Source organism: Anaerotruncus sp. DFI.9.16 (genome assembly GCF_024461615.1).
Classification (GTDB): Bacteria; Bacillota; Clostridia; order Oscillospirales; family Ruminococcaceae; genus Anaerotruncus; species Anaerotruncus massiliensis.
This window is the reverse complement of record NZ_JANFZX010000048.1, coordinates 1-22,115: the sequence shown is the minus strand read 5'-3', so window position 1 is coordinate 22,115 and position 22,115 is coordinate 1. Positions and strand designations below refer to the sequence as shown.

At 64.9% G+C, this 22,115-nt stretch carries 19 protein-coding genes; 11 read left to right on the top strand and 8 right to left on the bottom strand.

All coding sequences use genetic code 11. The annotated features are described in order from the left end of the window. Positions 1 to 185 precede the first annotated feature (185 nt). Complete coding sequence (locus tag NE609_RS13685) at positions 186 to 893, bottom strand: helix-turn-helix domain-containing protein (RefSeq protein WP_101549168.1); 708 nt, start codon at positions 891 to 893, stop codon at positions 186 to 188. 171 nt (positions 894 to 1,064) lie between these two features. Between NE609_RS13685 and NE609_RS13680 the strand changes: the two genes are divergently transcribed. The 3 genes from NE609_RS13680 (at position 1,065) to NE609_RS13670 (ending at position 4,031) form a co-directional block, all read left to right on the top strand. Further along, the gene (locus NE609_RS13680) at positions 1,065 to 1,706 is read left to right on the top strand and encodes a histidine phosphatase family protein (RefSeq protein WP_121587699.1); all 642 of its coding nucleotides are present in this window, start codon (positions 1,065 to 1,067) and stop codon (positions 1,704 to 1,706) included. A gap of 77 nt (positions 1,707 to 1,783) precedes the next feature. Continuing rightward, the gene (gene leuB / locus NE609_RS13675; protein WP_121587698.1) at positions 1,784 to 2,866 is read left to right on the top strand and encodes a 3-isopropylmalate dehydrogenase; all 1,083 of its coding nucleotides are present in this window, start codon (positions 1,784 to 1,786) and stop codon (positions 2,864 to 2,866) included. Positions 2,867 to 2,975: 109 nt separating this feature from the next. Beyond that, positions 2,976 to 4,031: a DUF975 family protein gene (locus NE609_RS13670; protein ID WP_256152808.1), complete on the top strand. Its 1,056-nt coding sequence runs from the start codon at positions 2,976 to 2,978 to the stop codon at positions 4,029 to 4,031. A 105-nt stretch (positions 4,032 to 4,136) separates the two neighbouring features. On the opposite strand, the gene NE609_RS13665 is transcribed toward NE609_RS13670, so the two are convergent. After that, entirely contained in the window at positions 4,137 to 4,382 is a 246-nt protein-coding gene (locus NE609_RS13665; RefSeq protein ID WP_101549176.1) for an AbrB/MazE/SpoVT family DNA-binding domain-containing protein, read from the bottom strand. Positions 4,383 to 4,551: 169 nt separating this feature from the next. Here NE609_RS13665 and NE609_RS13660 point away from each other — a divergent pair, with 169 nt between their 5' ends. The 3 genes from NE609_RS13660 (at position 4,552) to NE609_RS13650 (ending at position 6,719) form a co-directional block, all read left to right on the top strand. After that, positions 4,552 to 5,139, top strand: a complete 588-nt coding sequence (locus NE609_RS13660; RefSeq protein WP_121587696.1) for a nucleoside recognition domain-containing protein — start codon at positions 4,552 to 4,554, stop codon at positions 5,137 to 5,139. Continuing rightward, positions 5,136 to 5,657, top strand: a complete 522-nt coding sequence (locus tag NE609_RS13655; protein WP_243107483.1) for a spore maturation protein — start codon at positions 5,136 to 5,138, stop codon at positions 5,655 to 5,657. Before NE609_RS13660 ends, NE609_RS13655 begins: the two co-directional genes overlap by 4 nt. A gap of 864 nt (positions 5,658 to 6,521) precedes the next feature. Then, positions 6,522 to 6,719: a ribbon-helix-helix protein, CopG family gene (locus tag NE609_RS13650; RefSeq protein ID WP_121587271.1), complete on the top strand. Its 198-nt coding sequence runs from the start codon at positions 6,522 to 6,524 to the stop codon at positions 6,717 to 6,719. Between the two features lie 383 nt (positions 6,720 to 7,102). On the opposite strand, the gene trpS is transcribed toward NE609_RS13650, so the two are convergent. Beyond that, a complete protein-coding gene (gene trpS / locus NE609_RS13645; RefSeq protein WP_121587272.1) occupies positions 7,103 to 8,122 on the bottom strand; it encodes a tryptophan--tRNA ligase in 1,020 nt (339 codons plus the stop codon). 19 nt (positions 8,123 to 8,141) lie between these two features. Continuing rightward, positions 8,142 to 9,332 carry a PLP-dependent aminotransferase family protein gene (locus tag NE609_RS13640; RefSeq protein ID WP_256152807.1) on the bottom strand — a complete coding sequence of 397 codons (1,191 nt, stop codon included), beginning with the start codon at positions 9,330 to 9,332 and terminating at the stop codon, positions 8,142 to 8,144. A 235-nt stretch (positions 9,333 to 9,567) separates the two neighbouring features. On the opposite strand from NE609_RS13640, the gene NE609_RS13635 reads away from it, so the two are divergent. Continuing rightward, on the top strand, positions 9,568 to 11,898 hold the full coding sequence (locus NE609_RS13635; protein WP_147437555.1) for a SpoIIE family protein phosphatase: 2,331 nt from the start codon (positions 9,568 to 9,570) through the stop codon (positions 11,896 to 11,898). Between the two features lie 6 nt (positions 11,899 to 11,904). Here NE609_RS13635 and NE609_RS13630 read toward each other — a convergent pair whose 3' ends face one another. The 4 genes from NE609_RS13630 to NE609_RS13615 form a co-directional block, all read right to left on the bottom strand. Continuing rightward, on the bottom strand, positions 11,905 to 12,690 hold the full coding sequence (locus NE609_RS13630; RefSeq protein WP_256152806.1) for a hypothetical protein: 786 nt from the start codon (positions 12,688 to 12,690) through the stop codon (positions 11,905 to 11,907). 168 nt (positions 12,691 to 12,858) lie between these two features. After that, positions 12,859 to 13,584, bottom strand: a complete 726-nt coding sequence (locus NE609_RS13625; RefSeq protein ID WP_256152805.1) for a carboxylesterase — start codon at positions 13,582 to 13,584, stop codon at positions 12,859 to 12,861. A gap of 31 nt (positions 13,585 to 13,615) precedes the next feature. Next, the gene (locus tag NE609_RS13620; protein ID WP_256152804.1) at positions 13,616 to 14,128 is read right to left on the bottom strand and encodes an aromatic acid exporter family protein; all 513 of its coding nucleotides are present in this window, start codon (positions 14,126 to 14,128) and stop codon (positions 13,616 to 13,618) included. A gap of 4 nt (positions 14,129 to 14,132) precedes the next feature. Beyond that, on the bottom strand, positions 14,133 to 15,014 hold the full coding sequence (locus NE609_RS13615) for a DNA-3-methyladenine glycosylase (protein ID WP_256152803.1): 882 nt from the start codon (positions 15,012 to 15,014) through the stop codon (positions 14,133 to 14,135). Between the two features lie 530 nt (positions 15,015 to 15,544). Here NE609_RS13615 and NE609_RS13610 point away from each other — a divergent pair. The 4 genes from NE609_RS13610 (at position 15,545) to NE609_RS13595 (ending at position 21,920) form a co-directional block, all read left to right on the top strand. Continuing rightward, a complete protein-coding gene (locus NE609_RS13610) occupies positions 15,545 to 15,808 on the top strand; it encodes a hypothetical protein (RefSeq protein ID WP_256152802.1) in 264 nt (87 codons plus the stop codon). A 138-nt stretch (positions 15,809 to 15,946) separates the two neighbouring features. Next, positions 15,947 to 16,720, top strand: a complete 774-nt coding sequence (gene rlmB, locus NE609_RS13605; protein ID WP_121587279.1) for a 23S rRNA (guanosine(2251)-2'-O)-methyltransferase RlmB — start codon at positions 15,947 to 15,949, stop codon at positions 16,718 to 16,720. Between the two features lie 41 nt (positions 16,721 to 16,761). Continuing rightward, complete coding sequence (locus NE609_RS13600; RefSeq protein ID WP_256152801.1) at positions 16,762 to 19,611, top strand: hypothetical protein; 2,850 nt, start codon at positions 16,762 to 16,764, stop codon at positions 19,609 to 19,611. A gap of 233 nt (positions 19,612 to 19,844) precedes the next feature. Then, complete coding sequence (locus tag NE609_RS13595; protein WP_121587280.1) at positions 19,845 to 21,920, top strand: elongation factor G; 2,076 nt, start codon at positions 19,845 to 19,847, stop codon at positions 21,918 to 21,920. Positions 21,921 to 22,115 lie beyond the last annotated feature (195 nt).

Here is a 22,115-nt window from a genome sequence, read left to right as displayed (position 1 = left end):
CGGGGCCCCGCCCCGTCCCCGTGTTTTTCGCCGCGCTAAAAAGGGCCCGTCCGCACGGACGGGCCCCGGCAGGCGGAAACGGTTCAATTTTGCGCCGCGCGATTGCGCCGCGCCGCAAAAAATGGTAAAATAGCCCCATGGCTCCGACAAGGCGCGCGCCGCGGCCCGGATGGGAAACGCCCGCGCTATTTTTTCCCGGCGGCCGGGTAGGCGATGCGGGCCTCGGAATTCTGGATGAGGTTGAGAAGGGACGAGGCGAAGAGCGGGTAGTCCCGCGAGAGCGCCTCGGTGGTGACGTAGAGCGGGTCCACGTTGGGGATGCGCTCCATGTCCACGGCGGGATCGCCCTTGGCGATCGAATAGGCGTTCGCGCTGCACACCTGCATGGCGGCGTCGGCGTACTGCTGGGCGACGGTGTCGGGCACGGTGAACATCGCGCTCTGATTGCGCGGGTTGGCCCCGTAGACCAGCCGGAACATCCGGTAGACCGCGAGCATCAGAAAAGAGGACACCTCGTTGACAAGCGGCTTGCACGCGCTGCGCGAAAGCATGTCGAAGAGGATGTTGAGCGAGTTGGCGATCAGCTTTTTATTGAGGACGGGGAGCACGCCCGATTTGAAGACGTTCTCCTTGCCGACGCTGTCCGGTTCCGGGATATCCTCGACCGTCAGCTTGGAGCCGGTGCGGTCGGGGGAGCGGCCGAGCATATAGTCGCAGGAAACGCCGTAAAAATCGGCGCAGCGGATGAGGAAATCCAGCCCGCATTCGCGGATGCCCTTCTCGTAATGGGAGAGCAGCGCCTGCGAAATCCCGAGCTTGGATGCCGCGAGCTTCTGGCTGATGCCGCGCTCCTTGCGCAGTAAGGTCAGGACCCTTGGAAAGTCAGCGTTCATTTGTCAATACCCCTCAAGAACCTTTTTTATCTATCTCTCAGGACCCGTGGAGGTCCCGGAAAAGGCCTTTTACGTACTGTAAATTATATAATAACCAAAACCTTTTGTAAATAGGGCATGTCGAGAAAATGAAAGTTTTGTGAAAAAAAGTCAAAAAGGGGCGTTTCGTTTATGCTAACATACAAAATCCATCTGCTCCGGCACGGCCTGACTCGGGCGAATCTCGAGGGGCGCTACATCGGACGCACCGACCTGCCGCTCTGTCCCGAGGGGCGGGCGCAGCTGGAAAAGCTGCGGGACACCTGCGAGTACCCGTGGGCGGAGCGGGTGTATGCAAGCCCGCTGCTGCGCGCGCGGCAGACGGCGGAGCTGCTCTACCCGGGCCGCCCGCTCGAACCGCTGGACAAGCTGCGGGAGCTCGACTTCGGGGCGTTCGAGAACCGGACGATCACCGACCTCGAGCAGGACCCCGCCTTCCGGGCGTGGATCGCGGCCCCCGCCGGGGCCGCCCCGCCGCAGGGGGAGAGCGCGGCGGCGCTCCTGGGGCGCGCCGTCGAGGCGGTGGCGTACATCTTCGCCCGGATGATGGAGGAGCGCGTGACCTCGGTGGCGGTCGTGACGCACGGCGCGCTCATCATGAACCTGCTGGCCGCGATGGGATTGCCCGAGCGGGAGGCGGTGCGCTGGAACGCGGGCCCCGGCGAGGGGTACACGCTGCTGCTCTCCGCGCAGATGTGGATGCGCGACCAGAAGTTCGAGGTCTACGAGCAGATCCCCTATCCGTCCGGACAGGGGGACAATTCCGACGAATAAGCAGACCGTTTTTTGGTGGACTTTTTACATTTTCGTGCTAGAATGTACATAATATCGTTACAAGGAGAAGGTACGCTATGAATCTGAACCTCTGTGTGCTCGAGGGCGACGGCATCGGCCCCGAGATTGTCAAGGAAGCCGTCCGGGTGCTGCGCGCCGTCTGCGGCGCGCGCGGCGTCGGGCTCAGCCTCGATTACGCGCTGCTCGGCGGCGCGGCCATCGACCGGACCGGCGTCCCGCTGCCCGACGAGACGGTGGAGAAGTGCCGCGCGGCCCAGGCCGTGCTGCTCGGCGCGGTGGGCGGCCCCAAGTGGGACAGCCTCCCCTCCGGGCTGCGCCCCGAAAAGGGCCTGCTCGGCATCCGGTCGGCGCTCGGCCTCTACGCCAACCTGCGCCCCGCCACCATCTTCCCGGCGCTCAGGGCCGCCTCCCCCCTCAGGGACGAGATCGTCGGCGCCGGGGTGGACATCATGGTGGTGCGCGAGCTCACGGGGGACGTCTATTTCGGCGAGCACAGCCGCTTTGAACGGGACGGGGTCCTCCACGGCAGGGACATCATGGGCTACAGCGTGCCCGAGATCGAGCGGATCGCAAGGGTCGCGTTCGGCCTGGCGCGCAGGCGGGACCGCCGCGTGACCTCGGTGGACAAGGCGAACGTGCTGGAGACCTCGCGCGTCTGGCGGGAGACGGTCACCCGCGTGGCGGAGGAGTTCCCCGACGTGGCGCTCACCCACCTCTATGTGGACAACGCCGCCATGCAGCTCGTGCGCGACCCCGCGCAGTTCGACGTGCTCGTGACCGGCAACCTCTTCGGGGACATCCTCTCGGACGAGGCGTCGATGATCTCCGGCTCGATCGGCATGCTCGCCTCCGCGAGCCTCGGGGACGGCCCTTTCGGCCTCTACGAGCCGATCCACGGCAGCGCGCCCGACATCGCGGGGCAGGGGAAGGCCAATCCGCTGGCGACCATCCTCTCGGCGGCGATGATGCTGCGCTACACCTTCGACCTGCCCGAACTTGCGGGCGCGGTCGAACAGGCGGTCTCCGACGCGCTGGGGACGGCGCGCACCCCCGACATCCGGGGGGACGGGCTGCCGGTGTGGACGACCGAACAGATGGGCGGCTTCGTCGCCCAGAGGGCCGCCGAACTGCTCGCGTGAGCGGATGGAAAAATTTGCGCCGGACCGCGTGAAAACGGGCCGTTCGGCGCACCTTATGAACGGCAATCAGTAATCCGCCGCGGGACGACTCCCGCAGGGAGGGATACCAATGGGACTTTTCAGGGCGCTCAAGACCAACGCCAGGCGGGCTTTGGCGGGCAGCTGGGGCAGGGCGATCGGCATCATGCTGATCTCCGTGATCCCCGGGGTGCTGATCAACCTGCTGGAATACGGCATCCGCGAGGTGAGCGGCGTGTCGGAATTCGTCAACCGCTCGGGCACGGGCAACGCCTTCCGGGCGGCGGCGAACATCGCCCCCGCCTCCATCGCGATCACGCTGCTCGTGTCGCTGCTCGTCTTTTTCATCATGACCCCGCTGCAGCAGGGGATCATCCGCTGGTACTACCGCCGCACGGGCGGCGAGCGGGACGGCGTAACGGGCATTTTCCACTACTTTGAGACGGCCGCCGGGTATTTCCGCGCGCTCTGGCTCAACTTCCTCATCGGGCTCCGGATGCTCCTTTGGACCCTCCTGCTGACCGTCCCGCTCGTCCTGCTGACAGGGCTGCTCTCCGTCGCGGGCGGAGCCGGCCGCGCCACCCGGACCTTCGCCATGCTGCTCATGTTCGTCTGGATGGTGATCGCCTGCGTCGTGATCGTCATCGTCGGGCTGCGCTATTTCCTCGCCCCCTACCTGCTCGCCGAGCACCCCGACTACAAGGCGCGCGCGGTCATCCGGGAGGGCGTGAAGCTGGTGCGCGGCTACAAGGGGAGCGTCTTCCTCTTCGCCCTCTCCTTCATCCTCTGGTACCTGCCGTCGCTGCTGGCGGCACTGCTCGTCCTCTTTATCCCTTTCTCCGATCCCTTCTACCTTTTCCAGGTCACGGGCCTGCTTCTGCTTCTGATGCTCGCCCAGCTGGGGATCTGCTTCTATCTGGTGCCCTACCAGAGCGCCTCCCTCGCGATGTACGCGCGCTACCTCATCCAGACGGGGGAGAGCGGCGGCGTGGACGAGTATGGGGACTCCACCCGGGAATACAAGCCGGAGATCGACCGCTACCTGGAGGCGCAGGCCTCCCGGGCGCCCGCGGAAGAACCGCCCGCGCCGCGGCCGGGCGGGGAGGAAACCGGCGGTTCCGGACCGGAGGGGGAAGCGTCCGTCTAACCGGTCACAAATCGAAAGAAAGAGAAAAGCACAGGACCTAATGTCCTGTGCTTTTTTCTGTTTCCCAAAAAGACTACTTCTTCTCTTCCCACACATTCAACGCAGCTATTTTGCGTCAGACAACTGATTGATGCACTCGGCGCAGACGTTTCTTCCCTTGAAGCTGACGACATTCGTCGCGCTGTTGCAGAAGATGCACGCGGGCTCATATTTCTTCAGGATAATATGGTTGCCATCCACGTAGATCTCAAGGGAATCCTTTTCATTAATGTCTAAAGTGCGGCGCAACTCAATTGGAAGAACGATGCGTCCCAGCTCGTCGACTTTGCGGACGATACCGGTAGATTTCATTTATACACCCCCTATCCGGCAAAAATGCCTTTAACTAACAATATAACGTATTTTTGTAAAATTGTAAACGAATTTGTGAAAAATGCGTCAATATTTGTCATGAATAACGAAACATAAAAGAATAAACTGTATAATATATATATACGGAACCGATAGGGGGTGGCCGGGTATGATGAACGTCATTTTTGCAGGAATCATTCTCTTTTCCTTCGTTTTCGCCGCGCTGACCGGCCGGATGCCCCAGCTTTCCGAAGCCGCCATGGGGCAGGCGGGAGAGGCAGTCACGCTGGTGCTCTCCCTCACCGGAATGCTCTGTCTGTGGAGCGGGCTTATGAAGATTGCACAGGAGTCGGGCCTCACCGAATTGCTCTCCCGCCTGCTCTCTCCGGTCACAAAACGCCTTTTCAAGGGTCTGCGCCCCAACGGCGAGGCGGTGAACGCCATCACCATGAACCTCATCGCGAACTTCCTCGGCCTCGGTAACGCGGCCACCCCGCTGGGCATCCGCGCGATGTGCGAGATGGCCAAAGAACAGCGCGCCGACGGCGCCGCGACAAACGATATGGCGATGTTCGTCGTCGTCAACACCGCCTCGATCCAGCTCATCCCCGCCACCACGGCGATGCTTCGCATGCAGGCGGGCTCCGCCGCGCCGCTGGACATCCTGCCCGCCACCTGGATCGCATCGGTCGGCTCGGTGGCCGCGGGCATCGTGATGGCGGGGCTGCTCGCGTCCCTCTGGAGGAAACGGCCGTGACCGCGGTCGGCGTCTGGATGGTCCCGCTCGCCATCGCCGGGATCGTCGGGTTCGGGCTTCTGCGCGGCGTCAAGGTATTCGACCTCTTCGTCGAGGGCGCGAAGGAGGGGCTCACGACCGCCGTCAGCATCCTGCCCGCCCTTGTGGCGCTCGTCGTCGCCGTCGGCATGTTCAAGGCCAGCGGCGGCCTCGATCTGCTCTCCTTTGCCCTCGAGCCGATCGGAAAGCTGCTCGGCCTGCCCCGCGAGGTCATCCCCCTTTCACTCATCCGCCCCATTTCGGGCAGCGGCGCCATGGCGATCTTCAACGACATCCTCCGCAGCCACGGCCCAGACAGCCTCGCCGGCCGCATCGCCAGCGTCATGATGGGCTCCACGGAAACCACCTTCTATACCATCGCCGTCTATTACGGCGCGGCGGGCATCAAAAATACCCGGCATACCATCCCCGCCGCCCTCAGCGCGGATATTTCCGGGTTCTTTCTTTCGGCGCTTGCTGTGAAGATCCTTTTTTATTGAGCTTTCGCTCAGAGGACTTCGCGCCCCTCCGGGGCGCTTCAGATGTGCCGCTCAGGGAGCGGCGGAGCTTGTCGGCTGCCCGCCGACAGGGGGCTTCCTTAGGTTTGCCGCTCGGGGAGCGGCAGAGGTTGTCGGTGGCCGACCGACGGCGGGCTTAGATTTGCCGCTCGGGGAGCGGCAGAGCTTGTCGGTAGTCGACCGACAGCGAGTTCCTTTCTTGCTTGCCCAAGAAAGGAACCAAAGAAGGGCACGAGGGGCTGCGCCCCTGCGACCCCCACGCCGCCTCCGGTTGGCCTGCGGCCAAAGTCGGCGGCGCCCTGTCACGGATGAGCGGACGAGTTTACCGCATCCCGCCAGCCGCCGCGCCGCGGGCGCAATGCCTCTGCCGGCGAGTCTCCGGAACCGTACCGGGGGTGCTTCTGGGGAGACACGGCCGCTGACGGTGGGCGCGCGGCGGCCACAGGGCGGAAAACAACGCCCCGCAGGGACGTTCGCGCGCTTTGCGCGCGTGCGCGGCTTCGCCGCGCAGTTTTCCGCCCAACCTTGCGGGCCACGCCGCGCTATATCAAAGGAGCCGCCTCTCGGCGGCTCCTTTACGCGTCCTCCGCGCTTTCACTCGATTTGCATAGCTCTTCGGCTTCTCGCAGTGCCTCCCGAAGTTTACGTGTCTGGTCTGCGACGAGTCGTTCATATATGTCCAGTGATTCTGCCGCTTCGCTTGCCGCCTTTAGCATGATGCGGTACATCTTCTGATAGCTGGGCACTGTTACGCCCCCTCTTTGAATAATAACATGTTATTTGACATAAAGTATAACATATCATACGTAAAAATGTCAAGGTATACTTTAAGGCGGGAGGGGTTTTATGAGTGAAGGAAAGTTGCATATTAGCCCCAAGCGCCCCAAGGGAGACGACGGCTATAAAACGTTTTCAATTCGGATTAAGACAGAAACGGTAGAACGGGTTGAAAAGTTGGCCGTAGCGAGTGGAAGATCTCGTAATGAGCTGATTGGCATGTTGCTTGATTATGCATTAGATAATAGTGAGATTACAAAAAACTAAAAGAGCGCCGTCCGGATGGGCGGCGCTCTTTTGCGTTCTGGGATCGTATCTCCCCGAAAGCATGATAGGACGGTCCCGGAGGCTCTCGGGCAGAGGCATTGCGCCCGCGGCGCGGCGGCAGGCGGGATGCTGAACACCTGTCCGTTGATGCGTGGACAGGGCGCCGCCGACTTTGGCCGAAGGCCAACCGGAGGCGGCGCGGGGGTCAAGGGGGCGCAGCCCCTCGTGCCCTTCTTTGGTTCCTTTCTTGGGCAAGCAAGAAAGGAACTCGCCGTCGGTCGACTACCGACAAACTGCGCCGCTCGATGAGCGGCAAATCTAAAACGGCCGTCGGCCGGCCACCGACAAGCTCCGCCGCTCCCCGAGCGGCAAATCCAAAAAACCTATTTCGCCAAAAACCCAATTTTCTTATAGACCTTATCCAGCGTCCGCTGGGAAATCGCCTCGGCGCGCGCGGCGCCCTTCCTGTAACATTCCTCGAGGAAGGCCTTGTCGGCCATATAGCGGTCGAACTGCTCGCGCACGGGGCGGAGGGTCTCTGCGACCGCTTCGCCAACAGCGGTTTTGAAGTCGCCGTAGCCGCGTCCGGCGAACTCCGCCTCGATGGCGGGAAAGTCCCTGCCGGTGACGGCGGAATAGATCGCCAAGAGGTTATTGATGCCGTCCTTGCCCTCGCGGCAGACGACCTCGGCCTCCGAGTCGGTGACGGCGGAGCGGAACTTCTTGACGATCGTCTCGGGCTTGTCGAGGATGCCGATAAAAGCCTTGGGGTTGTCGTCGCTCTTGCTCATCTTTTTGGTGGGCTCCTGAAGGGACATGACTTTGGCGGCGAGCTTGGGGATATAGCCGTCGGGCAGGGTAAAGACGTTGCCGTAAACGCCGTTGAACCGCTGGGCGATGTTGCGCGCAAGCTCGAGGTGCTGCTTCTGGTCGATGCCCACGGGCACGAGGTCGGCCTGATAGAGCAGGATGTCGGCGGCCATGAGCACCGGGTAGGTGAAGAGGCCGGCGTTGACGTTTTCGGGATGCTTGGCGGACTTATCCTTGAACTGGGTCATGCGGGAGAGCTCGCCGAACTGGGTGTTGCAGGAGAGCACCCACGAGAGCTCGGCGTGGGTCTTGACATGGCTCTGGATGAAGAGCACCGACTTTTCCGGGTCGATGCCGCAGGCCATGACGAGCGCGAGCGCGGCGAGGGTGTTTTCGCGCAGGGCCTTGGGGTCCTGGCGGACGGTGATCGCGTGCATGTTGACCACCGAGTAGACGCAGTCGTATTCATCCTGGAGCGCGACCCAGTTTTTGATCGCGCCGAGGTAGTTGCCCAGCGTCATGATGCCGGTGGGCTGGATGCCGGAAAAGATGCGCTGTCTGCGCTCGGGTTTGGGCTGTGCGGTCTGTTCCATTGTGAAAGCTCCTATCTTCTTAGTCGTAAAGCGCGTGGGTCAGCCTGCCGAGGCGTTTGCACCCCTCGACGATCGCCTCGTCGGTGGGGGTGGAGAAGTTCATGCGGAAGCTGCGGCAGGGGTCGGTCTCCTTCGCGAGGAAGGCGATGCCCGGCACGACGGCGACCTTCTCGGCGACTGCGCGGTTGCAGAAATCCATCATATCCGCGCCCTCGGGCAGGGTGCACCAGAGGAAAAGGCCGCCCTCGGGGGTGGTGTGGGCGACGCGGGGGGAGAACTCCCGGTCGATGCAGTCGAGCATGAGGGCGCATTTCCGGCGGTAGATCTCCTGGAGACGCGCGAAATGCGCGCCGAGGTCGGCGGTGGCGAGCCACCGCTCGCAGATCATCTGGGCGAGGATGTTGGTGTGCACGTCGGCGCACTGCTTGCCGACGGTCATCTTGGCGATGACGGCGGGAGGCGCGGCGACAAAGGCGACGCGGATGCCCGGCGCGAGGATCTTGGAGAAGCTGCCGACATAGAGGACGTGGCCGTCGGTGTCGAAGGATTTGATCGCGGGGAGCGGCTCGCCCGCGAAACGCAGGTCGCCGTAGGGGTTATCCTCGAAGACCATGACGTCGTATTTTTGCGCGAGGCGCAGAATCTCCCTGCGCTTATGCAGGCTCGTCGTGATGCCGGTCGGATTCTGGAAGTTGGGGATGACGTAGAGGAGCTTGACGTTGGGCTGCTCGGCCATCGCGCGCTCGAGCTTTTCGAGGTTGAGGCCGTCCGCCTCCATCTCGACGCCGACGAGGTTGCAGTTGTAGGACCGGAAGCAGTTCAGGCAGCCGATGAAGGAGGGGTCCTCGCAGAGGACGGTGTCCCCCTCGTTGACGAACGCCTTGGTGGCGAGGTCGGCGCCCTGCTGCGCGCCCGACAGGATGATGAGGTCGTTTCCCTCCATCGGGACGCCGTAGCGGTCGGCGACCATCCTTTTGAGCGCCTCGCGCAGGGGCGGGTAGCCCTCGGTGATCGAATACTGCAACGCGTCGATGGGGCGGTCCCGGAGGATTTCCGCCGTGATGCGGCGCACGTCGTCGACGGGGAAGGCGTCGGGGGCGGGGTTGCCCGCCGCGAAGGGGATGACCTCCGGGTCGGAGGTGGCTTTCAAAATCTCACGCACCAGCGAGGGCTGGAGGGAGGACATGCGGTTGGAAAACTGATAGGTCATGATGGGCCGTCCTTTCTGCGTTCCGGCAGGATGCTTTCGCACATTAAATCATATGCAAGTATTTTAGCACAAGCGGAAAGGCATTTCAAGGAAGGCGGGGGCTTTTTTGCCGCGCGCTCCGCCGGAAAGCTCCCAAAATCGACAACCTCTTTCGACCGGTTATGCAGACTGTAATATCTACAATTAATGTTACAGCAAGGATAACCTTCTATCATATGAGGAACAGGTGAACTTTATGCAGAACAGGACAGGCCTCGCGGGGCTTTCGATCGGCGCGCGGGCGCGCCAGGCGATACGCGCCCACAAGCTCGGGCTCGGATATCTCGGGTATATCGCGGCGGGCTTTGTGGCGGCCAACGCGTTCGTGCTGGGCGGGCTCGCCCCCTTTGGGGTGGCGTTCGCGGCGTCCGCGAAACAGAAGTTCGGCGCGGCGGCCATCCTCGGCGCCACGCTCGGCTATCTGTTCTCCCTCGACGTGCTCGGGAACGTCAAGTACATCGTCGCGATGGCGTTTTTGTTTCTGCTGCGCTGGGTCCTCTCCTCCGGCAGCCTGCTCAAGGGGATCCGCCCGTCCGGCCAGGCGCTCACCGCCCTCGCCCTCGGGCCGCCCTCGCTGGCGATCACCTTTCTCTCGGGCGGCAGCGTCTACGACGGGGTGCTCGCGGTGGCCGAGCTGCTGCTCGCCTGCTGCGCCGCCTACTTCTTTTCCCGGTCCGCGCAGGCGCTCGAGCTGGGCGCCGACAACCTGCGCCAGACCGACGTGACCTCGCTGGTCATCACCTTCTGCATCGTCATCCTCGCTCTCGTCAACCTCAAGGTGCTCGGCGTGTCGGTCGGGCGCACGCTGGCGGTGCTTGTCATCCTCATCTGCGCGCAGGCCGCCCGCGAGGCGGGCGGCGCGATCGCCGGGGTCGCGGCCGGCGTGTCCGCCGGGGTGATCGGCGGGCCGTACACCTTTTTGATGGGGACCTACGGCTTCGGCGGGCTGCTGGCCGGGGTGTTCGCGCCGATGGGGCGCGCCGCCTCGGCCGGGGCGTTCATCGTCGTCAACACCTTCGCGCTGCTCGCCGCCCGCCGCATCCTCGACCGCGGGCTGCTCATCGAGGTATTCGTGGCGAGCATCCTCTCGATCCTCATCCCCGCCTCCTTCCTCAAGCGGTTTTCCGCCCGCCCGGCGGGGGACCGGGCGGTGCAGGGGGAGACCTACAAGGCGCTGTTAAAGAACCGGATCGGCGGCGTGTCGCTCGCCCTACGGGACGTGGCCGACACGACCCGCAGGGTCAACGAGCGGCTCTCCGGGATGGTGAGCGGGGACCTCTCGTCGGTCTACAACGCGGCCGCGGACCGGGTGTGCCGCAAGTGCAAGAACCGCTCGGTCTGCTGGCAGCTCAAATATACCGACACCTGCAACGTGCTCAACGACGCGCTCGGGGTGCTGCGCAGGGGGGAGGAGCTGGCGCCCGAGGCGTTCCCCGCCTACTTCTCCAAGAGCTGCCTGCGCCTCCCTGAGCTTTCGACCCAGATGAACCTGCTCTTCCAGGAATATACCGCGCGGGAGAGCATGCGGCGCAAGGTGTCGCAGGTGCGCGGGGTGGTGACCGACCAGTTCGAGGGGATGGCGCTGATGATCGACGCGATGGGCCGCGACCTCGACGAGCTGGCCACGCAGGACGGCACGACGGCGGGCAAGGTGCGGGAGTACCTCCAGTCGCTGAACGTCTTTCCCGACCTCGTGACCTGCACGGTGGACGGCGGCGCGAACATGACGCTGGAGGTCACGATCCCCACCTACAAGCTCTCGCGGCTCGACCTGACCGAGCTGACGGTGTCGCTGTCAGACATCTGCGGGCGGGATTTCGGCCTGCCCGCCTGCAAAAACCGGACCGACTGCGCGGCGACGGTTATGACCTTCACCGAGAAGGCGGTCTACACGGTCAAGTGGGGCGCGACCCAGCTGGGGAGCAGCTGTTCGCGGCTGTGCGGGGACAGCTACAGCTATGTCGACGGCCGGGGCGGCCGGGTGAACGTCATCCTGTCGGACGGGATGGGCAGCGGCGGCGCGGCGGCGGTCGACTCGACGATGACCTCCGAGCTGCTGGCGCGGCTGATCGAGGCGGGCGTGAGCCTCGACGCCTCCCTCAAGCTCGTCAATTCCGCGCTGCTCGTCAAATCGGGCGATGAATCGCTCGCCACGATCGACATCACCGGTGTCGACCTCTACACCGGCAAGGCGGAGTTCTACAAGGCGGGAGCGGCCCCCACCTTCCTGCGCAAGTCGGGCAAGGGGGGCTATGTTGAGTCGAGCTCGCTGCCGGTGGGCATCCTCGGGGGCGTGAACTTCGAAAAAAACGCCGTCACGCTGCGTGACGGCGATGTGATCGTCATGGTGTCGGACGGCGCGGTGGCCGGCGGCTATGAATGGCTGGTGTCCGACCTCGAGCACTACGGGGGGGACGACCCGAAGGAGCTGAGCGAACAGCTGGCCGACGAGGCCAGGCGCCGCCGCACCGACGGGCACGAGGACGACATCACGGTGATCGTGCTCATGCTCGAGCGGGGAATTTAAGCGGCCCTACGCGTAGGGGCCCGCCTCGAGCAGGACGACGAACCGGTCCTCGGGCGGGAGCAGGACGACCTTCTTGTTCTTGCTCCTGGCGGTGTCGACCGCCTCGACCGAGACGACGGCGGGCGCGCAGTCGTTGGGGCGGGCGTAGCCCTCGGCGAAGCCGGAGACCCCGCCGATGCGGGAGACCCACACCCCCTCGAGCCCGCGGGCGAGGTAGGAGTCGTATTCGGGGGAGAGGTTATTGCCGAAATGGTCGGTAAAGGTATAGGAGCCGTTCGCCCCGGCGGGGGCGCGGTCGGTGAGCAGGGTGAGCAGCTGGGGGGAGGCCGCGCGGGAGAGCGCGGGGTAGTAGGTCTTGAACTCCATGAGCCGCAGGCGCTGGGCGTTGAGGTTCTCATAGCGGGTCTTGACCTTGCGGAGCTTCGCCTTTTTTTCGGTGGCGGTCAGCCGCCACTCCTCGGCGGAGCCCTGGCTGACGAGGTTGGTGAGGTTCATCGTGAGCCCCGTCACCCTGCCCTCGCCCGACATGGTGAGGACGCTGTCCACCACGAGGACGTTGGCCGAGTCGTCCTGCTTCATGACCTCGAGGATTTTGTTCATGCTAGCCTTATCCAGGACGTTGGTGGCGGTGATCTTGTCGAGCGTCGTGGTGTTGAGCCGCACGCGCAGCGCCTCGATGCCCTTGGAGATGCCGAAGAGCACCCCGATGCAGAGCGCGAGGGCGATGAGCGTCACAAGGATCAGCCGGCGCTTGTATTTGGGCTTCATCCGTTTGAACTGCGCGAAGGTCAACTGCACCACCGCCTGTCAGATTTTGTTTCCCAATGGAGAGGTGTCCGGTTGCTTCCATTATAATGCATTGTCGGAGGATGTCAATAAATGCCGGTTCCAGCGGCCCCCTTTTTCCCGGGCGCGCGCCGCGGGGGAATAAAAGGCGGCCGCCCCAGGGGCGGCCGCCTTTTATTCCCGCAGGGCGCCTGCGACCCAGTCGTCAAAGGCCGACAGCTGCCCGGGCGTGTGAAAAAAGTGCTCCCCGCCCGGAAGGACCCGCACCTCGGCGCCGTACCGCCGCGAGAAGGCGGCGATCTCCGGCCATACGCAGAGAGCGTCGTTTTCGCCGTAGAGGATGGACGTCGGGCTTTCCCACGCGAAGCGCACGGGGTGGGTCCTCACGTAGTCGAGATAGTCCCAGTCGAGCGGCGGGCCGCCCTCCACCGGGATGAGCCTTTCCGCCCGCAGCCGCTCCTCGCTCACGCCGGCGGCGGCCATCATGTCGCGGATGATCCGCTCCATGTTGACCACGGGAGAGAGGAAGAGGCTCTGGGAGAGGGGCAGCCCGTGGTAGGCGAGCAGGCCGAAATAGGCCCCCATGCTGCACCCGAAGAGGGCGACGCGTTCCGCCCGCGGGCGGACGTATTCGTAGACCGCGCCGAGGTCGCTTACACAGGACGGCGGATCGGGCGGCAGGGCGCCGCCTGCCCGTTCGCCGTGCTGCGGCAGGTCAAAGCTGAGCGTCCGGTACCCCTTTTCGGCGGCGCGCCGCGCCAGCAGGGCGATAACCCGGTCCGCCTTGTGCGAGAAGTTGCCGTGCACCGCGATGATCCAGCGGTCGGAGGCGGGGCCCCACAGGAGGGCGGGAATCCCCTCCGCCGCGCCGGGAATCGTGATGCGTTCCGTCTGGTCCATATTGCCTCCATCCGGCGGACGCCGGTTTCTTTTATTGCTCCTGGCCCGCCTTCCGGTTGCGCAGGAAGGGGATCCAGTTGACAAACAGGGAGATGAAAATGCCGATGAGCGTATCGAGGATGCGGTTGAGCGCGAACACATAGGGGACGAGGTCGAGCCCGTGGGAGACGGTGATGCTCAAAAAGACGACGCAGGTGATATAGGTGGCGGAGGTCTTTTTGACGAGCACGGTGAGGTACATGAGCGGGACGAGGGCGGCGGAGATGATCGCGTACTGCAAGAGCCCGGTCCCCTCGGGCAGGAAGGTGCGCAGCAGGTAGAGCGCGGCCAACCCGTAGAGACCGCCGATCAGCGTGCCGACGACCCGGTTGAGCCCGACGCGGAGGCCCCCCTGCACGTCGGGCTGCATGCAGAGGATGGCGGCGATCGCGGAGTAGAAGGGGACGCCGTCGCCGCGCAGCGTGTCGATGAGAAAACAGAGGAAGACGGCGAGCGCGGACTTTAAGATCCGCAGGCCGGGCCGCGGGAGCTTGGCAGGGGACATGCTTTCACCTTCCGTCGGAGGATTGGGCGGCTTCCCCGGGCAGGAAGCCGGGACAGGTGCGCGCCGCGTGGAAGAGGTACTGCTGGGCGAGCCCCTCCACGCCGCGCGCGCAGGCGGGCAGGCCGTCCGGGTAGAGCCGGTCGAGCACCCGGCGCACCCACACGTCGATCGGCACGCACTCGACGCGCCCGCAGCCGTAGAGCAGCGCGCATTCGGCCACCTTGGCGCCCACGCCGGTGATCTTCCGGAGCTCCCCGCGCGCCTCCTCGAGAGGCAGGTGCGCGAGCGCCGGGAGGTCCACCTCACCCGAGGCGGCCTTTCGCGCCGCGTCCACGAGGTAGCGCGCCCGGAAGCCCGCGCGGATGGGCGCGAGGTCGTCCGGCTCGAGCGCGGCGAGGCGTTCGGGGGAGGGGAAGGCGTGGACGCCCTCCCCGAGCGGCTCCCCGAAGGCGGCGCACAGCCGCTCGACGATCCCCTTGATGCGGGGGACGTTGTTGTTCTGGCTGATGATGAAGGAGCAGAGCGCCTCCCACGGCTCCTGCCGGAGCACGCGGACGCCGGGGGCGTAGGCGACGGCGCGCGCGAGGACGGGGTCGGAGGAGAGGCGGCGTTTGACCTCCCCGTAGTCGCGGTCGAGGTCGAAATAGCCGCGCCACACCGCCTCGAAGTCCTCCGCGCCGCCCAGGATGCGGATTTCCCCGGCCGTTTGTGCAATGTGACAGGCCCTGCCGCGCGCCACGCCGAAAAAGCCGCTGTCGGGCAGCCTTTTCCAGCGGAACGCCTGTCCGCAGTCGAGCGTTTCGGGCAGGGAGAAATCGCCCGAATCGGGGAGAATCACGTCGTTTCCGCGCAGGAACGCGCCGCATCCGGTCGAAACTGGTGCCATGGGCGGGACTCCTTTTTCAAAATTCTTGCCCTCCCAGTATAGCAGATCGCGCCGCCAAAAGGAACAAAGATTTTACAGGGAACTTTATCAATCTATACAAAAACGGGGGGAAGGCCGGATTACTCGCAGTAATGGAAGAAACTGGGGGACGCCGTTTTTTTCCGCCGCCGTTGAAAGGGGGACGAGGTGGAAAACACGGATACGTCCGCAAAGTTTTCTACCGTTTCCACAGAGTTTTCCACAATGGGCCGGAATGGGGAATCCATTCCGGCTTTTTTGTAATACCCGGCGTATAACGTTTCCGAAAACGGGGCGGCTGATTTTTGTTCAAATTGGCCCTTGACAGGGGAATAAATGAAGACCCGCTGTTCAAAATAGGAAAGCAAAACGATTTTAAAATCGGGGCGTCGGGGGCGGCGCGGGCGGCAGCCGCGGCCCGCCCGCCCCTCTTTTGTGGCGCAAGGCCCTTCCGCCCGCCGCGCGGGGCGGAAGGTGAAAAATTTTTCGGGCGCGGGGGAAGGAGCAAGCAGATGCTGAAGGGTGTCAGTCTAAAGGTGATCGAGGTGGTGCACACCGACAACCGGTACTTTGAAAAGGCGATTTTATTTTTGCGGCCGAACGCGCAGGGGGAGGACAAGCTGAGCCTGCGGGCGCGCGCGGGGGAATACCTCTCGCAGATCGATTACAACCCCGCGGGGCATGAAAAGCGCAAAACCCCGCTGGGAGAGGCCCTCAAAATCGGGCTGGCGGCGCTGGTAGGGGCCGCGGTTGCGTGCGCTTTCTTCCTGCTGTGATCTTTTTCGGCAAAAATCGTCTCTTTTTTTGCAAAATCGCAACGAATCTCTAGCATCCGGTATACTGTTATGTTATAATATACTCTGTATAAAACAGAACGTATAACCGGAGGCCATCCCTCCGGAGGAGGGCTCCGTATGGCGAATTCCAATCCCCGGCTCGACCGGGAGGACGAGAACACCGTGCTCGGCCGCAACGCGGTGATCGAGCTGCTGCGCGGCTCCCGCGAGGTGGAGTGCGTCTACATCTGCGACGAGGTGCCCGCGCGCGGCCAGCCGATCTCCCGCATCGTGGCCATGGCGAAGGAGCGCGGGGTGCCGGTCAAGAAGGTCGACGCGAAAAAGCTCGACGCGCTCTCGAACGGCCTGCCCCACCAGGGGGTTGCCGCGCTGGCGGCGGCCTTTTCCTACAGCACGGTCGACGGCCTCTTTGCGCGGGCGGACGGCGAACCGCCCTTCTTCCTCGTGGCGGACGGCATTGAGGACCCCCACAACCTCGGCGCGATCATCCGCACCGCCGAGGCGGCGGGCGCCCACGGCCTCATCCTGCCCAAGCGGGGCGGCGTGGGGCTCACCCCCATCGTGGGGCGCACGAGCGCCGGCGCGGTCGAGCACCTGCCGGTCGCGCGGGTGACCAACCTCGTGCGCACGCTCGAGGAGCTCAAAAAGCGCGGTGTGTGGATCTACGGCGCGGAGGCGGGCGGCGGCCGCTGGGAAGAGTGCGACCTGACCGGCCCGGCCGCCCTCGTGATCGGCTCGGAGGGGTTCGGCCTCTCCCGGCTCGTCCGCGAGACCTGCGACGTGATCCTGTCGCTGCCGATGCTGGGGAAGGTCAACTCCCTCAACGCGTCGGTCGCGGCGGGGATTCTGATGTATGAGGTCGTCCGGCAGCGGACGCGTGCAGAGCGGTAAACCCGGATTTTTTGCGATTTTAGAGGAGAGTGGAAACGGGAATGGCTCAGAACTACAATGTCGACGATATCCTGGAGGAAATCCGCCGGAAGAAGAGCCGCGAGGCCGCGCAGGATACATACGGGCAGGAGGCCCCCCCGACCCGCGCGCCCGCGCCGCAGGAGGACTACCGCCCCCGCCGCGCGGAGGACGCGCAGGAGCCCCGCAGGGCCGTCCCGCGCGCGGACGAGCCCTACTATGAGCGCACCCGCCGGCCGCAGCGCCGGCCGTCCGCCCCCCAGGAGGAGCGGCGCTCCCGCCTGAGCGGGTTCGGGCAGGAGGCGCAGGAGGCGCCGCGCCGGGAGGAGGCCCCCCGGCGTCCCGCACAGGGAAGCGCGCGCCCGCGCTATGACGACTACCCCGCGGAACCCGCGCCGAAGCGCGCCCGTCCGCGCTACGACGACTACCCCGCGGAACCCGCGCCGAAGAGCGCGCGCCCGCGCTACGACGACTACCCCGCGGAGCCCGCGCCGAAGAGCGCGCGCCCGCGCTATGACGACTACCCCGCGGAGCACGCGCCCAAGAGTGAGCGCCCGCGCTATGACGACTACCCCGCGGAATCCGCGCCGAAGAGCGCGCGTCCGCGCTGCGACGACTACCCGCCCGCGGAGCCCGCGCCCAAGACGCCCTACGATTTCGAGAGCGATTCCGCGCCGCTGCCGCAGGGCGAGACGCTCGGGGAGACGCTCGACCGGCTGCGCCGTTCGCGCGGCGGGGCCGCGCAGCAGCCCGCCGCGCCCCGCGAGGGGGCGGGGGAGGGCTTCACCTTCCGCGCCGCGCCGGAGGAACCGGCGGACGATTTCCGGCTGCCCTCCTGGGAGGACGACGCGCCCCCGCCGGAGGCGGGCGGCTTCGGGTTCCAGTTCGGGTTCGACGCCGGGACGGAACCGGAACCGGACGGCACCCGGATGGACATCCCCCTGCGTCCGCGCCCGCGCAGGAACGCGCCGGCGGGTCACACGCAGGAGATCGATACGGCCGCGCCGCGCCGCGCGCGGGAGGAGGGCCCGCAGGAGCTGGCCCAGTCCAAGTGGCGGCAGTCCTACGCCGAGCAGGAGCTGCTCGAGCAGGAGGTCCCGGAGGACGATTTCGGCGCACCGGAGGACGCGCCCTATGTGGAGAAGGACCTCCGGTCCATCCGCACCGGGCTGACCGTCCGGCAGGTCGTGACGGCGGTGCTCGCCTTTCTATCCCTCTATCTCACCGTCTCCCTCAAGGTGGTCCCCTTCGCCGGGAAGCTCGGGATCCCCGAGGGGTATATGCTGCCGCTTCCCCCGGCGGTCGCGCCGGAAAACAACATGCGGCTCTTTTTGATCGTGAACCTCGTGCTCGTGGTGCTGGCCGCCATCGTGTGCAGCAACATCGTGGGCGGCGGCATCGCGGCCCTCTGCCGCATGCGCGCCAACTGCGACACCCCCGCCGCGCTCGCCGTGCTCGCCGTGCTCATCCAGGGCATCGTGCTGACCGTGCTGCCCGACGCGGTGCTCGGCAACGGGAACGTCAGCCTCTATTTCCCGCTGGCCGTCGTGGTGCTGCTCTTCGCCCTCTTCGGCAAGAAGCTGATGATGAAACGGATTGAGCGCAACTTCGCCACCCTCACGGCGGAGGGGGACAAATACGCGCTCGTCCAGATCCAGAACCGCGAATTCGCGCGGGAATTCTCCCGCGGCCTCGGACCGGACGTCGACCGGGTCGCTTACAGCGCCCGCGCCGGCTTCATCACCGGGTTCCTCGACCGCAGCTATTCCCCCGACTACAGCGAGTCCTTCTCCAACATCGCCTCGCCCATCTGCCTCGGGGGCGCGCTGGTGGTGGGGATCGCGGGCTTCTTCCTGATGGACCGTGAGCTGGTTTCCGCCGTTTCGGCGTTCGCGGCGGTGCTGTGCATCTGCGCGCCCCTTTCGGGCTCGCTCGTGCCCAACCTCATGCTCGCCCGCCAGGCCAGGCGCCTCTCCCGGAAGGGGGCGATGCTCGCGGGCTACACCGCCGCCGAGGACTACGCCGACACCGGCGCGGTGGTCGTCAGCGACCGGGACCTCTTCTCGGACGACAGCGTCATGCTCCACGGTATGAAGGTGTTTGCCGAAAAGCGGATCGACGAGGCGATCCTCGACGCCGCCAGCGTGATCATCTCCTGCGGGGGCATCATGTCGGGCATCTTCCTCAATATGATCGGCGGCAACCGCCGGATGCTCAAAAAGGTCGACAGCCTCATGTACGAGGACGGGATGGGCCTTTCGGCGTGGGTGGACGGCAAGCGGGTGCTGATCGGCAGCCACGAGCTCATGCGCAACCATGACATCGACTGTCCCTCCCGCGACTTCGAGATGCGCTACACCCGCGACGGGCGGCAGGTGCTCTATATCGCCAATTCGGGCGAGCTCTCCGCGATGTTCGTCGTGAGCTACAACGCCGACCCCGAAACCGCCGACGCCCTCTCCGAGCTGGAGCGCCGGGGCGTTTCGATCGCGCTCTACACCACCGACCCGAATATCACCAGCGAGCTGGTCGCGGCCGCGTTCGGCGTGCGCCGCACGAGCGTGCGGGTGCTCCCCGCCAAGATCCACGCGGAATACGCCTTCCTCACAAAGCCCAAGGACCGCATCTCCGCGGGCGGCTGCCACGGGGGCGGGCTCGCGGGCGTGCTCGCGCTGGTGCGCGCCGCCTCGGCTGTCCGGAAATCGGTCATGCGCGCCACCGTCGTCCAGCTCATCGGCATCGTCGCGGGCTACGGGCTCGTCGCCTTCATGGCCTTCACCGGCTCGCTGCAGCTCGCCTCCTACGGGGTGCTGCTCCTCTTCGGGCTGGCGTGGTACCTGATCACCCGCGCCGCCGCCTCGGCGGGCAAATAATCGATTTTACCCGCAACAGGGCCGCTGCACCAGCAGCGGCCCCTTTTTTCGCCTTTTCCTTGTGCAAAGTCCATAGTATTTTCCGGATTATTTATACAGGCGAACGGAGGGGATATCCCTTGCGCACGCCTCCGAGAAATTATATAATATCAATATAATGCCTCGCAAACACACGGCGATTGCTGGCAATTATGACTAATGCTCAGTGCAGATAGAAAAAGGAGTGTTATTACATGAGACAATACTTAGCGGGTAAGATCCGGAACGTTGCAATTGCCGGCCACGGAAGCAGCGGCAAAACCTCCCTGGCGGAGGCCCTGCTCTTTAAGGCCGGCGCAACCGATAGATTGGGAAAGGTTCCCGACGGCAACACCGTCTGCGACTTCGACCCCGAGGAGGTCAAACGCAAGGTTTCCGTTTCGAGCGCGGTCGCTCCGTTCAGCTGGGGCAGCGTCAAGATCAACCTGATCGACACCCCGGGACTTTTCGATTTCGCTGCGGGCATGTATGAAGGCGTGCGCGCGGCGGAGAGCGTGCTGATCGCCGTGTCGGCGCGTTCCGGCCTCAACGTGGGCGCGGAAAAGGCGTATAAGCTGGCCGAGCAGATGGGCAAATCGCGGATGTTCTTCGTCAACAAGATGGACACCGAGAACGCCGACTTCTACAAGGTGCTCGAGGAGCTCAAGGGCGCGTTCGGGCCGTCGGTCTGCCCGCTCGTCGTGCCGGTCGTCGAGGACCACAAGGTCCAGTGCTACATCAACCTGGTCGACAACAAGGCCTACCAATACAACGCCAAGGGCGAGCCCTCCGAGGTCGCGATGCCCGACATCGAGCACCGCTTCGAGGGCCTGACCGCCGCCATCAGCGAGGCGGTCGCCGAGACGGACGAGGAGCTGTTCGAGAAGTTCTTCTCGGGCGAACAGTTCACCCGCGACGAAATCCTCAAGGGCGTCCACGACGGCGTCCACAACGGCACCATCACCCCCGTGCTCTGCGGCTCCGCGGCCACGCTCGAAGGCATCGACATGCTCCTCGACGCGCTGGTCGACCACCTGCCCTCCGCGTGGGAGGCTGGAGCCGAGACCGCCGAGGACAAGGACGGCAACCCGGTGGAGATCGCCTGCACCGACGAGGCCCCGCTGGCCGCCTATATCTTCAAGACGGTCGCCGATCCGTTCGTCGGCAAGCTCTCCTATTTCAAGGTCGTCGCGGGCAAGCTCTCGAACGAGATTGCTCCCGTCAACTCCCGCACCGGCGAGCCGGAGCGCCTGGGCAAGCTCATCTACATGACCGGCAAGAAGCAGGAGGACACCGCCTTCATCACCGCGGGCGACATCGGCGCGGTCACCAAGCTGTCGAGCGCCATCACCGGCGACACCCTCTGCGACCCCAAGCGGGTGGTCTCCTTCGCGCGGATGAACTTCCCCGAGGCGTGCCTGTCGATGGCCGTCAAGGTCAAGAACAAGGGCGACGAGGGCAAGGTCGCGCAGGGCATGGTCCGCCTGATGGAGGAGGACCCGACCATCAAGTTCGAGCAGAACGCCGAGACCCACCAGCAGGTGATTTCCGGCCTGGGCGAGCAGCATATCGACGTGATCGTCTCCAAGCTGAAAACCAAGTTCGGCGTGGACATCGACCTCACCAAGCCCCGCGTTCCCTACCGCGAGACGATCCGCAAGGCGGTCAAGGTGCAGGGCAAGCATAAGAAACAGTCGGGCGGACACGGCCAGTACGGCGACGTGTGGGTCGAGTTCTCCCCCTACGACGGCGAGGACCTCCTCTTCGAGGAGAACGTCTTCGGCGGCTCGGTGCCGAGAAACTTCTTCCCCGCGGTCGAAAAGGGCCTCCAGGACTGCGTCAAGCACGGCGTGCTCGCCGGATACCCGGTGGTCGGCCTGAAGGCGGTCCTCGTCGACGGCTCCTACCATCCGGTCGACTCGTCCGAAATGGCGTTCAAGACCGCCGCGTCCCTCGCCTACAAGGCGGGCATGGCGCAGGCTTCCCCAGCGCTGCTCGAGCCGATCGGCAACCTCAAGGTCTACGTCCCCGACTCCAACACGGGCGACATGATCAGCGAGCTCAACAAACGCCGCGGCCGCGTGCTCGGCATGAACCCGGCGGACGACGGCCTCCAGATGATCGAGGGCGAGGTCCCGATGAGCGAGATGGGCGATTTCGCAACCGTGCTGCGTTCCACCACGCAGGGCCGCGGCTACTTCACCCTCACCTTCGAGCGCTATGAGCTGCTCCCGCCCCAGCTCGAAGCCGCCGTCATCGAGGAAGCCAAAAAGATGAACGAGGAAGACTGAGGCGCGCGTACTTTTGGCCCCCGACCAAAAGTACGTTAAGGAAGGGCGGGACTGCTCGACGCTGCGCGTCGAAGCGGCGCTTCGCGCCGACGCCCGCCCGGCGCGCCTCATGGGGGAAGGTCGGCGACCCTCCCCCATGGACCCTCACCCGGCAACTGCATACAGAAGCGGGGGGGGGGGGGGGGGGGGGGGGGG

Excerpts from the sequence above, each read along its gene's own strand:
- NE609_RS13685 (WP_101549168.1), bottom strand. The coding sequence starts at position 893 with ATGAACGCTGACTTTCCAAGGGTCCTGACCTTACTGCGCAAGGAGCGC.
- NE609_RS13680 (WP_121587699.1), top strand. The coding sequence starts at position 1,065 with ATGCTAACATACAAAATCCATCTGCTCCGGCACGGCCTGACTCGGGCG.
- leuB (WP_121587698.1), top strand. The coding sequence starts at position 1,784 with ATGAATCTGAACCTCTGTGTGCTCGAGGGCGACGGCATCGGCCCCGAG.
- NE609_RS13670 (WP_256152808.1), top strand. The coding sequence starts at position 2,976 with ATGGGACTTTTCAGGGCGCTCAAGACCAACGCCAGGCGGGCTTTGGCG.
- NE609_RS13665 (WP_101549176.1), bottom strand. The coding sequence starts at position 4,382 with ATGAAATCTACCGGTATCGTCCGCAAAGTCGACGAGCTGGGACGCATC.
- NE609_RS13660 (WP_121587696.1), top strand. The coding sequence starts at position 4,552 with ATGATGAACGTCATTTTTGCAGGAATCATTCTCTTTTCCTTCGTTTTC.
- NE609_RS13650 (WP_121587271.1), top strand. The coding sequence starts at position 6,522 with ATGAGTGAAGGAAAGTTGCATATTAGCCCCAAGCGCCCCAAGGGAGAC.
- trpS (WP_121587272.1), bottom strand. The coding sequence starts at position 8,122 with ATGGAACAGACCGCACAGCCCAAACCCGAGCGCAGACAGCGCATCTTT.
- NE609_RS13640 (WP_256152807.1), bottom strand. The coding sequence starts at position 9,332 with ATGACCTATCAGTTTTCCAACCGCATGTCCTCCCTCCAGCCCTCGCTG.
- NE609_RS13635 (WP_147437555.1), top strand. The coding sequence starts at position 9,568 with ATGCAGAACAGGACAGGCCTCGCGGGGCTTTCGATCGGCGCGCGGGCG.
- NE609_RS13625 (WP_256152805.1), bottom strand. The coding sequence starts at position 13,584 with ATGGACCAGACGGAACGCATCACGATTCCCGGCGCGGCGGAGGGGATT.
- NE609_RS13620 (WP_256152804.1), bottom strand. The coding sequence starts at position 14,128 with ATGTCCCCTGCCAAGCTCCCGCGGCCCGGCCTGCGGATCTTAAAGTCC.
- NE609_RS13615 (WP_256152803.1), bottom strand. The coding sequence starts at position 15,014 with ATGGCACCAGTTTCGACCGGATGCGGCGCGTTCCTGCGCGGAAACGAC.
- NE609_RS13610 (WP_256152802.1), top strand. The coding sequence starts at position 15,545 with ATGCTGAAGGGTGTCAGTCTAAAGGTGATCGAGGTGGTGCACACCGAC.
- rlmB (WP_121587279.1), top strand. The coding sequence starts at position 15,947 with ATGGCGAATTCCAATCCCCGGCTCGACCGGGAGGACGAGAACACCGTG.
- NE609_RS13600 (WP_256152801.1), top strand. The coding sequence starts at position 16,762 with ATGGCTCAGAACTACAATGTCGACGATATCCTGGAGGAAATCCGCCGG.
- NE609_RS13595 (WP_121587280.1), top strand. The coding sequence starts at position 19,845 with ATGAGACAATACTTAGCGGGTAAGATCCGGAACGTTGCAATTGCCGGC.